Here is a 16,811-nt window from a genome sequence, read left to right as displayed (position 1 = left end):
AGTTCGTCAAAACATGGGGCGGTCTTCGGACTGCCTTTTTTATTGCCGTTAGTTTAGTTTGCGTGTCCTACGTCGTTTTGCTTTAGAAGTACATGAAGAGGAAAAATGTACGCAGAAAAAGATCACTATTATAAAGAATAATTATTGATTTTTCTGCGTACAAAACCCATCAGGCCGCCATACGTAGGCTTAGGAGGCGTTCACGGATCGCATTTACTGTCTTGTCAGTACTGGCATTGAATGCTTCACTAGGGGTTGGCTGTTCAATTTCAAAACCAGTTAGGTTTGTATACTTCACTGGATAGACCTGATAGCGATCCGTTCCTTTCCAATCTAAGTACGCCTTGAATACTGCGTTTGTGTCTTTGTTTACTCTCTTTTCTTTCCTTTTATCTAATGTGATATAGCGATTGATTATACGTGCTTCACAACCATCTTTAGCTACTAGTTGACCACCACGCCATTCTACAACTTTACACCATTCTTTATTCTTTCTCATTTCGGTTTCATCACCTTGAAAGAATTCAGTTAGAGTAGTTTTGATTGCTATTCCAGCAAGTACTGACATATCTATTACATTCAAAGTGTCATCCGGGCAATCAGTTGCTATATAGCGTAGCATTTGATTTCTAATGTTAGTATGATGATCTACATAGTTGAAATCAGGCCAAACACGTTTTCTAATGAATTCTTTATCTTCAACCATTCCATTTACTACAAGTTCTATTTGTTCACGCTTCAACCCTTTCTTTAGTAGTGTATTGATACTTTCAACTACATAATCATATTCTTCATCCCCAGCATACTCAAACACACCAGTACGGAAACTTTCTGTAATCGAAGCAATACGTTTATTACGTTCTTCTTGTTGTTGTTCCTTCATTGCTCGTTTCCCCTCTTTGAGTACTTCAGCAATTCCAGAATCACCTGAAACTAACATACGTGGATTGACATTGAAATCATAACCCATCATACGTTCGGCAAATAGTACAGGATCTAGTACTGCTTGCTTCTCTCTATGTGAGTAGTATTCAGCATCGATTGAAATGGAGTTTACAATGAATGAATCTGATTCTTTATCATATTTCAAATGACTACCTTTCACTTCTTCATGATAGGCACTACGCAAGTACTCTTTATACTGAACTGAGTTATCTTGAGAATTATAAAATGTATTGATTACATCTGCGAATCTTTGAGCACTAGCAGTAAAGCCGCTTATATCAAAATCAGCTATTTCTCGTACTTCTGTGTTTGGAATGAAGTAATGAACATGCTTCACATACCCTACGTTACGGAATCGGTTTGAAAACTGTTCAATAACATCTGGATCTGTATTTCCGAAAATGAATACATCTACCTCATTTTGTATATCTTCAATACTTAGTCCTTCACGGATTGAGTTAGTACCAAATATTACAGACCATTGATTACCCATCTTACGAGTACGATAGAGTTCTAATACATCATCATTTGCTTTCTCATCAGCATTGACTACAAGAGCATCATCACCATAGCGTTCTGCTAATTGATTACATACAGCCTTATCATTGATTAGTACGAGCTTCTTACGTCCATTATCCTTACGTGTATGTAGAAACGCTTCAAACGCTGCTAGACCGTTTTTATCATAGATATAGGTATCTAGTACCTTCATCGCTTGCTGTGCCTTGTAAACGTTATAGAAGCGGTCTATTTTGATACTTGTTATGTATTCAGGCTCAAACGTTCCAGACATTAGAATCACTGACTGATAGTACTTGAAGATACTTACTAGATCCCTGATGGCTGATGCCTTATAGTTATAGTCCATGTATAAACCGTGTGCTTCATCAACAACTAAGGTACGTGTACTAAAGTATGACTTATCAAACGTACTGTTTACCTTGATTACTCGTGCTTGCCATGTATCGATATTGGCAGCACCTTTATCAATCTCACTTTGTTTGATTGCTATGAACGGTACTGTAATATCTACATTTGGCATATTGATAAAACCAGTAGTTTTACCAGTACCTACTGAAGAATTTAGACCTATGATACCACCATTGAAATCAAACTCTTTTATATAATCACTGATGAATTCACCAGATTTCAATGTTAGTTGTTTTGAATATTTCATAATAACATCCTATTGTACTTGGCGTTACTTCCTGTAACCGCGTTCCTACTCATTGTGTGGTTAGTAGACAACCATAATATAATTTATCCTTTTACCACCATTTACTACTCAAATGATGTAATGACCTTTAGTTAGTAAATATTGCGAAAATGTTTACTTTTTAAGCCTAAAATTAGGGCGTACTTAACGCCCTTGAATCATTAGGATAGTTAGAAAGTGTTGAATTGCTTCTGATGCTGTTTTGAATTCACCTGTTGCTATTTTAGCTTCAATCCATTGTTCAGTAGTAGGATTGACACGAACATAATATGTTTTATCTTTTACGTTTTTATTTTTCACACTTGGCCTCATATTGCGTTTTTAGTAATTCCCGAAATATAAAAGTACCCCTTTAATGTCACGAAAAGGGGTAACTTTGTATAGGAGGAGATTACATGAATCGTTTTTACACCCGACGGTGATACTAAGCATTTTTTGCTTACGTATTATTTATCAAATTCTTTTCAATACTATCAGTTATGGAGAATGGGATTACTTCATTTAGATAGGATTCAGTGCTACGCTTTTTTCGCCACTTCGCACCGTCAACTTTAAGTGTGTTGATATACTACTATTATAGCACATAACCATAATCTGTTTCAGAAATCTTCAATATTTTTCATGTTCTAGATTACTTTGATAGAGCACCATATGAAGATAATCTATAGATCATACCATAATAATCAATCTCGTTTCAGAAACTTAGTTAGTTTTCTTTCTACTGCTGGTATCTTAAGTGGAAGTAGAAGTACTACCAGAATCATAAAAAAGAAATTCAGTACTATGAACATTGGGAATAGTACGAACATGTAGATTAGTGTAGCGAGTATCTCAATTAGAAAATTAGTCATTTATGTTTCCTCCTGTATCTGACTATTTGTAGTATTTAGTAGATACAGGAGAAAAACACCCTCAAATACGATTCTTTAGTATCTCTTGTGCTTGGTCTACTGCCTGTTCTATTATTTCTTTCCAAACTTCAAGAGCAAACTGATCCCACTCTGTAAACTTATCCCCTTTAATATCCCAAGTACCACCAGTTAGATCGATGGTTACAGAATCAGATTCATATATAAGATCATTTGTAAGATGGCTACGGCTAAGTAACTCACCAGTTTTTGAATCAATGAATATCAGATGTGAAACAACATCTGTATAGTACTGTAGTTGTACGGTGATAGTTCTATCCATACGACCTACTTTCATATACTTTATGATTTTACGTAGTTCTACATTCACATCCTGCCGTAACTCTACTTCTTCCTGATTCAGTACCCTTTTCAGATCTGGATTGAAAGTAACGTTATCAGTACCCGCTTTTACATAACTGTTCAGTTCACCCTGAACTTCATCACGTACTGCTTTCTTCTTCTTAATGGCACGTACAAGAGCAAGTACCATATCTTCATCACTTGATTCTAACTCACCTTCAAGTTCTGCTATCTCACGCTCAACAGCTACCAGACGAACACGACATTGATTCATAGCTTCCATGTCAGTATTACCCGTGTATATACGCTGCCAATCCATCTGTGAGAGGTTTTCTAACATAGTACGCTCAAATGCTTCATACGGTATACCCACGCTGTTACAGGCTTTCTTATGGCGTTTACCGAGGCATACATAGAACAACTTACCATGCCCGTTCTTATCGGCTACCAGTGCTTCACCACAAGAACTACAACGGCTAACACCATTGAAGATGTTACGCATGTATTTTGTAGTCTTCTTTACCTTAGAACCTTCTTTCTCTGAAATCATTGCCTGTACCTGATTGAACAACTCACGAGGTACAACAACCGGATAGGCATCATCTATGATTTCAACGGGTACATAGGTTTTAACTTTTCCGTTCTCAATGATCTTATTTCCCTGATCATCAAGTACTGGAATCGGCTTACGTGTTTTACCCATCACCATACGCCCCGTAAGACGTTCATCACGCAACACTCTATGTAAGGTGATGGTAGTCCACGGTTTACCGTTATCGAGTCTCTTAGCCGCATTCAGGCGACGTACAAGGGCACTATTACCATGCCCTTCAAGATACATTTGATGGATGTATAAAAGGGTTTCAGCTTGCTTTTCATCAAGCACGTACTGACCATCTTTAACCGTTAACCAGCGTGGACACACCTTGCTAACTGCCCTGCCTGAGTCTTTCAACTTGTTAGTACGATTAGCCCATGACTTAGTAGCCATATCACTTTTACGTTTAGATTCACTGTAGGCACGACTAATACTCATGTTAAGGATCGTAGCGGATTCAGGTATCTTGTTACTGAAACACATACCGGATTCAACTTCGATAATATCAATGCCGTTAGTAATTAACGTACTGAGCTTGTTTGACGCTTCGTAGTTAGACATACGAACCAGGCGGTCAACGTTCTCACAGATTAAAACACCACTTGTGATACGTCCTGAAACTACATCTTTATAGAACCGTCCAAGACTGCTATTAGGCTTCCAGTTGTTTCCTTTGTAGGCACTCTTTCCAAGATCGGATTCAAGTACTTCAAAATCTTCTACATCAAGTTGATATCCAAGACGGCTATCAATGGTTGCGTACTTGAGGAAATCGGTTACTGTCTGTACCTGGCGATCAATACCAAAACCCTTTGTTTGTTGGAGTGTACTGATCCTGCTGTAAAGGTATGATTTCATGACTATCTTCCAGTATCTTTTCTTGGCGTACATTGTATCACAACTGCTCGCTGCTGCTGATGGGCCCCGAATGGCATAACCGTCGCGATCGTGAAAACAGCCTGCTCGGACACAGCGGCTGCCGCGTAGGCGGTAACGATCTCGATATCGCGCTGGCATTCAAAAGCCTGATGCCGCTGCTCGGCATGGGCGGTCAGACGGAAAAAGGCATCGCCCTGCCGATCCTGCCGTGGTGGAATGCGATTGCTATCAACGATGTGCCTGCGCAAAGTGATTTTTATAGCACCGCCAACGGCCGCTTCCTTAACGATCTGGTTCGCGATGCCCAGGACGCCAAAAAAGTCGCCCTCCTCTATAAAGTGTGGCGCCAGCGTCTGAGCTACCGCGTGGTGCGTACCGCGGAAGAGAGCAAAATCGCCCTTTCCGACCGCGCCGAGCATGCGGTCTCCCTGCCGTTCATCAGCGACGAACTGGCCACCGCCATTTCGCAGGACGGTCTGGAGACGGCGCTTGCCCAGCCGCTGCAGCGCATTCTGGAACAGGTGCAGCTGGCGCTGGAGAACGGCAAAGAGAAGCCGGACGTCATCTACCTGACCGGCGGTAGCGCCCGTTCACCGCTGATTAAGAAAGCGCTGGCCGAACAGCTGCCGGGTATTCCGATTGCAGGTGGCGATGATTTTGGTTCCGTTACAGCCGGTCTGGCGCGCTGGGCGCAGGTGATGTTTAGCTAGCGTTGTTGCGGTGCGGTCTGGTGCCCTCACCCCGGCCCTCTCCTAGAGGGAGAGGAATAAAACATCAAAAACGGCAGCGGATGTTGCCGTTTTGCGTTTACCTCCATTCAGACCATTCCTGACAGTCTTCCATATTTCCTCCATTTTTCCGCTGTGTTAGCTGACTAAACTAGTATCATTCCCCGAAGTCTTCAGGATGAGAACGTATAACGATGAAAGGCAGTAACAAATCCCGCTGGGCAATCGCCGCTGGCATCATTGTGGTGGTCCTTGCCGCCGCATGGTACTGGCACAGTCAATCCGCGAACTCCGCCGCTCCCGCCGGTGCCACCGGTCAGGCTCAGCGCCCCACGGGCGGAGGGCGTCACGGCATGCGCGGCGGCACCCTGGCGCCGGTTCAGGCGGCGACGGCGGTGAATAAAGCCGTTCCTCGCTATCTCACTGGTCTCGGGACCATTACCGCCGCCAATACCGCCACGGTGCGCAGCCGCGTCGACGGCCAGCTCGTCGCGATCCACTTCCAGGAAGGTCAGCAGGTCAAAGCGGGCGATCTGCTGGCGGAAATCGATCCGAGCCAGTTTAAGGTCGCCCTCGCCCAGGCGCAGGGACAGCTCGCGAAAGACAAAGCCACTCTCGCCAACGCCCGTCGCGATCTGGCCCGCTACCAGCAGCTGGTGAAAACCAACCTTGTGTCTCGTCAGGAGCTTGATACCCAGCAGTCGCTGGTCAGCGAAACGCAGGGCACCATCAAAGCCGACGAAGCCGCCGTTGCCAGCGCCCAGCTGCAGCTGGACTGGAGCCGCATCACCGCGCCGATTGACGGACGCGTCGGCCTGAAGCAGGTCGATATCGGCAACCAAATCTCCAGCGGCGACACCACGGGCATCGTGGTGATCACCCAAACCCACCCGATTGATTTAGTCTTTACCCTGCCGGAAAGCGATATCGCGACCGTCATGCAGGCGCAAAAAGCCGGTAAAGGCCTGGTAGTGGAAGCCTGGGACCGCACCAACAAGCAGAAATTGAGCGAAGGCTCCCTGCTCAGTCTGGATAACCAGATCGACACCACCACCGGCACCATCAAGCTGAAGGCGCGCTTTAATAACCAGGACGATGCCCTCTTCCCGAACCAGTTCGTCAATGCGCGCATGCTGGTTGCGACCGAAGAAAACGCGGTGGTGATCCCCACCGCTGCACTGCAGATGGGTAATGAAGGCAACTTTGTCTGGGTGCTCAACAACGACAATAAGGTCAGCAAGCATCTGGTAAAAACCGGTATTCAGGACAGCCAGACGGTGGTCATCAGCGCCGGCCTTTCCGCAGGCGACCGCGTGGTCACCGACGGTATTGACCGTCTGACCGAAGGGGCCAAAGTGGAAGTGGTTGAACCTGCGAAACAGGGAGAGAAATCCTGATGCAGGTGCTGCCGCCAGGCTCTACAGGTGGGCCATCACGCCTGTTTATCCTCCGTCCTGTCGCCACCACGCTGCTGATGGTGGCGATCCTGCTCGCCGGGATTATCGGCTATCGCTTCCTGCCCGTATCGGCGCTGCCGGAAGTGGATTACCCAACCATTCAGGTGGTGACGCTCTATCCCGGTGCCAGCCCTGATGTCGTGACGTCCGCCATCACCGCCCCGCTTGAGCGCCAGTTCGGCCAGATGTCGGGGCTAAAACAGATGTCCTCCCAGAGCTCCGGCGGCGCATCCGTCGTGACGCTGCAGTTCCAGCTGACGCTGTCGCTGGACGTCGCCGAGCAGGAGGTGCAGGCGGCCATCAACGCCGCCACCAACCTGCTGCCGTCGGATCTGCCTAACCCGCCGGTCTACAGCAAGGTGAACCCGGCGGATCCGCCGATCATGACGCTGGCCGTCACCTCCTCCGCGATGCCGATGACCCAGGTAGAGGACATGGTCGAAACGCGCGTGGCGCAAAAAATTTCTCAGGTTTCCGGCGTCGGCCTCGTCACCCTGGCGGGCGGTCAGCGCCCGGCGGTGCGCGTCAAGCTGAACGCGCAGGCCATCGCCGCGCTGGGGCTCACCAGTGAAACCATCCGCACCGCCATTAGCAACGCCAACGTCAACTCGGCGAAGGGCTCGCTGGACGGCCCAACCCGCGCCGTGACGCTCTCGGCGAACGACCAGATGCAGTCCGCCGACGAATATCGTCAGCTGATTATCGCCTACCAGAACGGCGCGCCGGTGCGTCTGGGCGACGTGGCGACCGTAGAACAAGGTGCGGAAAACAGCTGGCTGGGAGCCTGGGCCAACAGGCAGCAGGCGATCGTGATGAACGTGCAGCGCCAGCCGGGCGCGAACATCATCGAAACCGCCGACAGCATCCGCACCATGCTGCCGCAGCTGATCGAAAGCCTGCCGAAATCGGTCAGCGTGAAGGTGCTTTCCGACCGCACCACGAATATTCGCGCGTCGGTCACCGACACCCAGTTTGAGCTGATGCTGGCAATTGCGCTGGTCGTCATGATCATCTATCTGTTCCTGCGTAACGTTCCGGCAACCATTATTCCCGCCGTCGCCGTGCCGCTCTCGCTGGTCGGCACCTTTGCGGTGATGGTGTTCCTCGATTTTTCGATCAATAACCTGACGCTGATGGCGCTCACCATCGCCACCGGGTTCGTGGTGGATGACGCCATCGTCGTCATCGAGAACATCTCGCGCTATATCGAGAAAGGCGAAAAACCGCTGGCCGCCGCGCTGAAGGGCGCAGGGGAAATCGGCTTTACGATTATCTCGCTGACCTTCTCGCTGATCGCGGTGCTGATCCCGCTGCTGTTTATGGGCGATATCGTCGGGCGGCTGTTCCGCGAGTTTGCCGTGACGCTGGCGGTCGCCATTTTGATCTCCGCCGTGGTGTCGCTGACTCTGACGCCGATGATGTGCGCCCGCATGCTGAGCCACGAGTCCCTGCGCAAGCAAAACCGCTTTTCGCGCGCCTCCGAGCGCATGTTCGAGCGCATTATTGCCGCCTATGGTCGCGTGCTGGCGAAAGTCCTGAACCATCCGTGGGCAACGCTCGGCGTGGCGCTCGGCACGCTGGCGCTCAGCGTGATGCTGTGGATTTTCATTCCGAAAGGCTTCTTCCCGATCCAGGACAACGGCATTATCCAGGGCACGCTTCAGGCCCCGCAGTCGGTCTCCTTCGCCAATATGGCGCAGCGCCAGCAGCAGGTGTCTGAAATCATCATGAAGGATCCGGCGGTCGAGAGCCTGACCTCCTACGTGGGCGTCGACGGCACCAACCCGTCGCTCAACAGCGCGCGTCTGCAGATCAACCTCAAGCCGCTGGATGAACGCGACGATCGCGTCAACGCCGTCATTGAGCGTCTGCAAAACGCAGTCGCGCGCGTGCCGGGCGTTGAGCTTTACCTGCAGCCGATTCAGGATTTGACCATTGATACGCAGGTCAGCCGCACGCAGTACCAGTTCACGCTGCAGGCCACCACGCTGGATGCCCTCAGCACCTGGGTGCCGCAGCTGGTGAACAAGCTTAACACCCTGCCCCAGCTCTCCGATGTTAGCAGCGACTGGCAGGACAAAGGGCTGGCGGCGTACGTTAACGTCAACCGCGATACCGCCAGCCGTCTGGGTATCACCATGGCGGACGTGGACAACGCCCTGTACAACGCCTTCGGTCAGCGCCTGATCTCCACCATCTACACCCAGGCGAACCAGTACCGCGTGGTGCTGGAGCACAACACGGAGAACACGCCCGGCCTGGCGGGGCTGGACTCGGTGCGCCTGACCAGCAAAGACGGCGGCATTGTGCCGCTGAGCGCTATCGCCACGGTGGAAGAACGCTATACCCCGCTGTCGATCAACCATCTGGATCAGTTCCCGTCCACCACCATCTCCTTTAACGTGCCGGACAACTATTCTCTGGGCGAAGCGGTGGAGGCCATTCAGGCGGCGGAAAAAGAGCTCAGCTTCCCGTCCGATATTCAGACCCAGTTCCAGGGCAGCACCCTGGCGTTTCAGGCCGCGCTGGGTAACACCATCTGGCTGATCGTGGCGGCGGTCGTGGCGATGTACATCGTGCTCGGCGTGCTGTATGAAAGCTTTATCCACCCGATCACCATCCTCTCTACCCTGCCGACGGCGGGCGTGGGGGCACTGCTGGCACTGATGCTGGCGGGCAGTGAGCTGGACGTGATTGCCATCATCGGCATCATCCTGCTTATCGGGATCGTGAAGAAAAACGCCATCATGATGATCGACTTCGCCCTGGCCGCCGAGCGCGAGCAGGGCATGTCGCCGCGCGATGCGATTTTCCAGGCCTGCCTGCTGCGTTTCCGTCCGATCCTGATGACCACGCTTGCCGCCCTGCTGGGCGCGCTGCCGCTGATGCTCAGCACCGGCGTCGGCGCGGAGCTCCGTCGTCCGCTGGGTATCGGCATGGTCGGCGGTCTGCTGGTGAGCCAGGTGCTGACCCTCTTCACCACGCCGGTGATCTACCTGCTGTTTGACCGCCTGGCGCTGTGGACCAAAAGCCGCTTCCCGAAACGTGAAGAGGAGGCGTAAGTGAAGTTTTTCGCCCTCTTCATTTATCGCCCGGTGGCGACGATTTTAATCTCGCTCGCCATTACCCTCTGCGGCGTGCTGGGCTTCCGGCTGCTGCCGGTAGCGCCTCTGCCGCAGGTGGATTTCCCGGTGATCATGGTCAGCGCTTCGCTGCCGGGCGCCTCACCGGAAACCATGGCCTCGTCGGTTGCCACGCCGCTGGAGCGTTCGCTCGGGCGGATTGCGGGGGTCAACGAGATGACCTCCAGCAGCTCGCTGGGCAGCACGCGCATCATTCTGGAGTTCAGCTTCGACCGGGATATTAACGGCGCAGCGCGCGACGTGCAGGCGGCCATCAACGCCGCGCAAAGCCTACTGCCGAGCGGGATGCCGAGCCGCCCAACCTACCGCAAGGCCAACCCGTCCGACGCGCCGATCATGATCCTGACGCTGACCTCGGATACGTACTCGCAGGGGCAGCTGTACGACTTTGCATCCACCCAGCTGGCGCAGACAATCTCACAAATTAACGGCGTCGGCGACGTGAGCGTTGGCGGGAGTTCCCTGCCCGCGGTGCGCGTGGGGTTAAACCCGCAGGCGCTGTTTAACCAGGGCGTGTCGCTGGACGACGTGCGCTCCGCCATCAGCAACGCCAACGTGCGTAAACCGCAGGGGGCGATTGAGGACGGCAGCCACCGCTGGCAGATCCACACCAACGACGAGCTGAAAACCGCGGCGGAATATCAACCGCTCATCATCCACTATAACAACGGCGCGGCGGTGCGCTTAAGCGACGTTGCCAGCGTCACCGATTCGGTGCAGGACGTGCGTAACGCCGGGATGACCAACGCCAAGCCGGCGATTCTGCTGATGATCCGCAAGCTGCCGGAGGCCAACATTATCGAGACGGTGAACAGCATTCGCGCCCGTCTTCCGGACCTGCAGGAGACCATACCGGCGGCGATCGATCTGCAAATTGCCCAGGATCGCTCCCCGACCATTCGCGCCTCGCTGGAAGAGGTCGAGCAAACGCTGGTGATCTCCGTCGCGCTGGTGATCCTGGTGGTCTTTCTGTTCCTGCGCTCCGGCCGCGCGACGCTTATTCCGGCGGTGGCCGTGCCGGTGTCTCTGATTGGTACCTTTGCCGCCATGTACCTGTGCGGGTTTAGCCTCAACAATCTGTCGCTGATGGCCCTGACGATTGCGACGGGCTTCGTGGTGGATGACGCCATCGTGGTGCTGGAGAACATTTCCCGCCATCTGGAAGCGGGCGTGAAGCCGCTGCAGGCCGCGCTGCAGGGCACGCGCGAGGTGGGCTTTACGGTACTCTCCATGAGCCTGTCGCTGGTCGCGGTTTTCCTGCCACTGCTGCTGATGGGCGGGCTGCCGGGCCGGTTGCTGCGCGAGTTTGCCGTCACTCTCTCCGTCGCCATCGGCATTTCGCTGGTCATCTCCTTAACGCTGACGCCAATGATGTGCGGCTGGATGCTCAAGCGCAGCAAACCCCATTCGCAGCCGCGCCGCAAAGGCTTTGGCCGTTTCCTGATGGCACTGCAGGAAGGCTATGGTAAATCGCTGAAGTGGGTGCTGAACCATACGCGTCTTGTCGGCCTGGTGCTGATGGGCACCATTGTGCTCAACGTCTGGATGTATATCACCATCCCGAAAACTTTCTTCCCGGAACAGGACACCGGCGTGCTGATGGGCGGCATTCAGGCGGACCAGAGCATTTCGTTCCAGGCGATGCGCGGCAAGCTGCAGGACTTTATGAAGATCATTCGGGAAGACAAAGCCGTGGATAACGTCACCGGCTTTACCGGCGGGTCACGCGTCAACAGCGGGATGATGTTTATTACCCTGAAACCGCGCGGCGAGCGCAACGAAACCGCCCAGCAGGTGATTGACCGCCTGCGGGTGAAGCTCGCCAAAGAGCCGGGGGCAAACCTGTTTTTGATGGCCGTTCAGGATATCCGCGTCGGCGGGCGACAGGCGAACGCCAGCTATCAGTACACGTTGCTCTCGGACGATTTGGCCGCCCTGCGCGAGTGGGAGCCGAAGATCCGCAAGGCGCTGGCCGCCCTGCCGGAGCTGGCGGACGTCAACTCCGATCAGCAGGACAACGGTGCCGAGATGGCGCTGACCTACGACCGCGAAACCATGTCGCGGCTGGGTATTAATGTTGAAGCCGCCAACAGCCTGCTGAACAACGCCTTCGGCCAGCGCGAGATCTCCACCATCTACCAGCCGATGAACCAGTACAAGGTGGTGATGGAAGTTGACCCGCGCTACACCCAGGACATCAGCGCCCTGGACAAAATGTTTGTGATTAACAACGACGGCAAGGCGATTCCACTCTCCTACTTCGCCAGCTGGCAGCCTGCCAACGCGCCGCTGTCGGTGAACCATCAGGGGCTTTCGGCGGCATCGACCATCTCCTTTAACCTGCCCGCCGGTTCGTCACTGTCTGAGGCCAGCGATGCTATCAACCGCGCGATGACCCAGCTTGGCGTGCCGTCCACCGTGCGCGGCAGCTTTGCCGGCACCGCGCAGGTGTTCCAGGAGACGATGAATTCGCAGGTGATTTTGATTCTGGCCGCCATCGCCACGGTTTATATTGTGCTGGGCGTGCTGTACGAGAGCTACGTTCACCCGCTGACCATTCTCTCGACGCTGCCGTCGGCGGGCGTGGGGGCACTGCTGGCGCTGGAGCTGTTCGGCGCGCCGTTCAGCCTTATCGCGCTCATCGGGATCATGCTGCTGATCGGCATCGTGAAGAAAAACGCCATCATGATGGTGGACTTCGCGCTGGACGCCCAGCGCAACGGCAATCTGTCGCCGGAAGAGGCCATCTTCCAGGCCTGCCTGCTGCGTTTTCGTCCGATCATGATGACCACCCTGGCGGCGCTGTTTGGCGCGCTGCCGCTGGTGATCTCGGGCGGCGACGGCTCAGAGCTGCGCCAGCCGCTGGGGATCACCATTGTCGGCGGCCTGGTGATGAGCCAGCTGCTGACGCTGTACACCACGCCGGTGGTCTATCTGTTCTTCGACCGCCTGCGGCTGCGCTTCTCGCGTAAAAACAGAACCACGGTGACCGAGTAAATGACCGATCTCCCCGCTAACGTTCGCTGGCAGCTATGGATAGTCGCTTTCGGCTTCTTTATGCAGTCGCTGGATACGACCATCGTCAACACCGCCCTCCCCTCCATGGCGAAAAGCCTGGGGGAGAGCCCGCTGCATATGCACATGGTGATTGTCTCCTACGTGCTGACGGTGGCCGTGATGCTGCCCGCCAGCGGCTGGCTGGCCGATAAGGTCGGCGTGCGGAACATCTTCTTTACCGCCATCGTGCTGTTTACCACCGGCTCGCTGTTTTGCGCCCAGGCCAATACCCTCGACCAGCTGGTGACGGCGCGCGTGCTGCAGGGCATCGGCGGGGCGATGATGGTGCCCGTCGGGCGGCTAACGGTGATGAAAATTGTGCCACGCGAGCAGTACATGGCGGCGATGACCTTTGTGACCCTGCCCGGTCAGGTGGGGCCGCTGCTGGGTCCAGCGCTGGGCGGCATTCTGGTGGAGTACGCCTCCTGGCACTGGATCTTCTTAATCAATCTTCCTGTTGGCATCATCGGCGCCATCGCCACCCTGACGCTGATGCCGAACTATAAATTGCAGACCCGGCGCTTTGATTTCTTTGGCTTTATCCTGCTGGCGGCGGGCATGGCTACGCTTACCCTGGCGCTCGACGGGCAAAAAGGGCTGGGGATTTCGCCCCTGACGCTCGGGCTCCTGATCGCGCTCGGCGTTACCGCCATACTGTGGTATCTGCGGCATGCCAGAGGTAACGATAAGGCGCTGTTCAGCCTGAACCTGTTTAAAAACCCTACCTACCGTCTGGGCCTGTCTGGCAGCTTCGCCGGACGCATCGGCAGCGGGATGCTGCCGTTTATGACGCCCGTTTTTCTGCAAATTGGCATGGGCTTTTCGCCGTTCCACGCGGGCCTGATGATGATCCCGATGGTGCTCGGCAGCATGGGGATGAAGCGCGTTGTGGTGCAGGTGGTCAACCGCTTTGGCTATCGACACGTGCTGGTGGCCGCCACGCTGGGGCTGGCGCTGGTCAGCCTGCTGTTTATGGCCGTGGCGCTGATGGGCTGGTACTACGTCCTGCCGCTGGTGCTGTTCTGTCAGGGGATCGTCAACTCCATGCGCTTCTCGTCGATGAATACCCTGACGCTGAAGGACCTGCCTGACGATCTGGCGAGCAGCGGCAATAGCCTGCTGTCGATGATCATGCAGCTCTCAATGAGCGTGGGCGTCACCATTGCCGGCCTGCTGCTCGGCATGTACGGCCAGCACCATCTCAGCGTCGACACGCCGGTGGCGCATCAGGTCTTTTTGTATACCTACCTCAGCATGGCGGTCATCATCGCCCTGCCCGCTTTCATCTTCGCCAGAGTGCCGGATGATACCAGCAAGAACGTCGTGATTAGGCGCGGCAAAAGGAGTGGCTCATGAAATTCTGGCGTCCGGGTATTACCGGCAAGCTCTTTGTAGCGATCTTCGCCACCTGTATCGTCCTGCTGATCACCATGCACTGGGCGGTGCGGGTAAGCTTTGAGCGCGGCTTTATTGATTACATCAAGCATGGCAATGAACAGCGTTTACAGGGCTTAAGCGATGCGCTGAGTGAACAGTACGCCCAACACGGCAACTGGCGTTTTCTGCGCAATAACGACCGCTTTATTTTCCAGATCCTGCGCTCGCTGGAGCACGATACCGGTGACGATCGCCCGGGGCCGGGCATGCCGCCGCACGGCTGGCGCACCCAGTTCTGGGTGATCGACCAGGATATGCGCCCCCTGGTTGGGCCGCGCGCGCCGATACCGCCGGACGGCACCCGGCGGGCGATTAAAGTCAATAACGCCACCGTTGGCTGGGTCATCGCCTCCCCGGTGGAGCGCCTGACGCGCAACACCGACATCAACTTTGACCGCCAGCAGCGCCGCACAAGCTGGCTGATTGTAGCCCTCTCCACGCTGCTCGCCGCGCTCGCCACCTTCCCTCTGGCACGCGGTCTGCTCGCCCCGGTAAAACGGCTGGTGGAGGGTACGCACAAGCTCGCCGCCGGGGATTTCACCACCCGCGTCGATACCCGCAGCCAGGACGAACTGGGCAAGCTGGCGCAGGACTTTAACCAGCTTGCCAGCACGCTGGAGAAAAACCAGCAGATGCGCCGCGACTTTATGGCCGATATCTCGCACGAGCTGCGCACCCCGCTGGCGGTGCTGCGCGGCGAGCTCGAGGCCATTCAGGACGGCGTGCGCCAGTTTACGGCCGAATCGGTGGCATCACTGCAGGCGGAGGTGGGTACGCTCACCAAGCTGGTGGACGATCTCCATCAGCTCTCCATGTCTGACGAAGGCGCGCTGGCCTACCAGAAAGCGCCGGTGGACGTGATTAATATTCTGGAAGTGATCAGCGGCGCGTTCCGAGAGCGGTTTGCCAGCCGCAACCTGAAAATCGACCTCTCCCTGCCGGACAGCGCGGTGGTGTTTGGCGACAAAGACCGACTGATGCAGCTGTTCAATAACCTGCTGGAAAATAGCCTACGCTACACCGACAGCGGCGGAGGGCTGCACATCTCCGGCAGGCAGGAAAACGGGCGCTTTGCCCTCACCTTCGCGGATTCCGCCCCCGGCGTGCAGGACGCGCAGCTGGAAAAACTGTTTGAACGTTTCTACCGTACCGAAGGCTCCCGCAACCGCGCCAGCGGCGGCTCCGGCCTGGGGCTGGCGATTTGCGTTAACATCGTCGAGGCGCATAATGGCACGATCCGCGCAGCCCATTCGCCTTTTGGCGGGGTTAGCATTACAGTAGAGTTACCTCTGGAACGGGATTTATCGAGAGAAGTATGACCGAGTTACCGATTGACGAAAACACGCCGCGCATTTTGATCGTTGAAGACGAACCCAAGCTGGGACAGCTGCTAATCGACTACTTACGCGCGGCCAGCTATGCCCCGTCCCTGATAAGCCACGGCGACCAGGTGCTGCCGTACGTGCGCCAGACTCCGCCGGATCTGATCCTGCTGGATTTAATGCTGCCGGGCGTTGACGGACTGACCCTGTGCCGGGAAATTCGCCGCTTCTCCGACGTGCCGATCGTCATGGTCACCGCTAAAATTGAAGAGATTGACCGCCTGCTGGGGCTCGAAATCGGCGCGGACGACTACATCTGCAAGCCCTACAGCCCGCGCGAGGTGGTAGCCCGCGTGAAGACCATTCTGCGCCGCTGCAGGCCGCAGCGCGAGCTTCAGGTGCTGGACGCTGAAAGCCCGCTGATTGTGGATGAAAGCCGCTTCCAGGCAAGCTGGCGCGGCAAGCTGCTGGACCTGACCCCTGCGGAGTTCCGCCTGCTCAAAACCCTCTCCCACGAGCCGGGCAAAGTCTTCTCCCGCGAACAGCTGCTGAACCACCTGTACGACGATTACCGCGTAGTGACCGACCGCACCATCGACAGCCATATCAAAAACCTGCGCCGCAAGCTGGAAGCGCTGGACGCCGAGCAGTCGTTTATCCGCGCGGTGTATGGCGTGGGGTATCGCTGGGAAGCGGATGCGTGCAGGATTGCCTAGCCAGCAGAGGGTCAATCCAGGCCGGGTAAGGCGAAGCCGCCGCCCGGCACAATAACTTTACCTCCCTGCCCCGCAGCGCTACAATGCCCGCCCTTAATGTGG

The 16,811-nt window shown here is 54.5% G+C and carries 9 protein-coding genes and 1 pseudogene; 7 read left to right on the top strand and 3 right to left on the bottom strand.

Features of this window, described 5'->3' with window-relative positions; genetic code table 11:
• Nucleotides 1–169 precede the first annotated feature (169 nt).
• The 3 genes from AC4IBF_RS07180 to AC4IBF_RS07170 all read right to left on the bottom strand — a co-directional run bounded on the left by AC4IBF_RS07180 (nt 170) and on the right by AC4IBF_RS07170 (nt 4,828).
• Nucleotides 170–2,122: a hypothetical protein gene (locus AC4IBF_RS07180; protein ID WP_032986881.1), complete on the bottom strand. Its 1,953-nt coding sequence runs from the start codon at nt 2,120–2,122 to the stop codon at nt 170–172.
• 183 nt (nt 2,123–2,305) lie between these two features.
• Nucleotides 2,306–2,461: a hypothetical protein gene (locus tag AC4IBF_RS07175; protein ID WP_155275794.1), complete on the bottom strand. Its 156-nt coding sequence runs from the start codon at nt 2,459–2,461 to the stop codon at nt 2,306–2,308.
• Between the two features lie 612 nt (nt 2,462–3,073).
• Nucleotides 3,074–4,828 carry a recombinase family protein gene (locus AC4IBF_RS07170; RefSeq protein ID WP_158679152.1) on the bottom strand — a complete coding sequence of 585 codons (1,755 nt, stop codon included), beginning with the start codon at nt 4,826–4,828 and terminating at the stop codon, nt 3,074–3,076.
• Nucleotides 4,829–4,869: 41 nt separating this feature from the next.
• Here AC4IBF_RS07170 and yegD point away from each other — a divergent pair.
• The 7 genes and pseudogenes from yegD to baeR all read left to right on the top strand — a co-directional run.
• Nucleotides 4,870–5,559 (top strand): annotated as a pseudogene (yegD, locus tag AC4IBF_RS07165) (molecular chaperone); the annotation flags it as partial.
• 212 nt (nt 5,560–5,771) lie between these two features.
• Nucleotides 5,772–6,974 carry an MdtA/MuxA family multidrug efflux RND transporter periplasmic adaptor subunit gene (locus AC4IBF_RS07160; protein WP_367896811.1) on the top strand — a complete coding sequence of 401 codons (1,203 nt, stop codon included), beginning with the start codon at nt 5,772–5,774 and terminating at the stop codon, nt 6,972–6,974.
• Nucleotides 6,974–10,096 (top strand): MdtB/MuxB family multidrug efflux RND transporter permease subunit, encoded by a 3,123-nt coding sequence (locus AC4IBF_RS07155; RefSeq protein ID WP_143345308.1) that lies wholly within the window; start codon nt 6,974–6,976, stop codon nt 10,094–10,096. Before AC4IBF_RS07160 ends, AC4IBF_RS07155 begins: the two co-directional genes overlap by 1 nt.
• Nucleotides 10,097–13,174 (top strand): multidrug efflux RND transporter permease subunit MdtC, encoded by a 3,078-nt coding sequence (gene mdtC, locus AC4IBF_RS07150; RefSeq protein WP_115875809.1) that lies wholly within the window; start codon nt 10,097–10,099, stop codon nt 13,172–13,174. It begins immediately after the preceding gene.
• Nucleotides 13,175–14,590, top strand: coding sequence for an MFS transporter (locus AC4IBF_RS07145; RefSeq protein ID WP_136195406.1), 1,416 nt, complete (start codon nt 13,175–13,177; stop codon nt 14,588–14,590). It begins immediately after the preceding gene.
• Nucleotides 14,587–15,990, top strand: a complete 1,404-nt coding sequence (gene baeS / locus AC4IBF_RS07140) for an envelope stress sensor histidine kinase BaeS (RefSeq protein ID WP_252093243.1) — start codon at nt 14,587–14,589, stop codon at nt 15,988–15,990. The genes AC4IBF_RS07145 and baeS overlap by 4 nt, the downstream gene beginning before the upstream one ends.
• Nucleotides 15,987–16,709: an envelope stress response regulator BaeR gene (baeR, locus tag AC4IBF_RS07135; protein ID WP_127731642.1), complete on the top strand. Its 723-nt coding sequence runs from the start codon at nt 15,987–15,989 to the stop codon at nt 16,707–16,709. The genes baeS and baeR overlap by 4 nt, the downstream gene beginning before the upstream one ends.
• Nucleotides 16,710–16,811 lie beyond the last annotated feature (102 nt).

It is taken from the genome of Enterobacter sp. Taxon_8, from assembly GCF_058354585.1.
Note: the sequence above shows the minus strand (reverse complement) of the source record. Positions and strands in the feature narration are given on the sequence as shown.

Bases quoted from the DNA above. Each gene is read 5' to 3' on its own strand.
- AC4IBF_RS07180 (WP_032986881.1), bottom strand. From the start codon at position 2,122: ATGAAATATTCAAAACAACTAACATTGAAATCTGGTGAATTCATCAGT.
- AC4IBF_RS07170 (WP_158679152.1), bottom strand. From the start codon at position 4,828: ATGAAATCATACCTTTACAGCAGGATCAGTACACTCCAACAAACAAAG.
- AC4IBF_RS07160 (WP_367896811.1), top strand. From the start codon at position 5,772: ATGAAAGGCAGTAACAAATCCCGCTGGGCAATCGCCGCTGGCATCATT.
- AC4IBF_RS07155 (WP_143345308.1), top strand. From the start codon at position 6,974: ATGCAGGTGCTGCCGCCAGGCTCTACAGGTGGGCCATCACGCCTGTTT.
- AC4IBF_RS07145 (WP_136195406.1), top strand. From the start codon at position 13,175: ATGACCGATCTCCCCGCTAACGTTCGCTGGCAGCTATGGATAGTCGCT.
- baeS (WP_252093243.1), top strand. From the start codon at position 14,587: ATGAAATTCTGGCGTCCGGGTATTACCGGCAAGCTCTTTGTAGCGATC.
- baeR (WP_127731642.1), top strand. From the start codon at position 15,987: ATGACCGAGTTACCGATTGACGAAAACACGCCGCGCATTTTGATCGTT.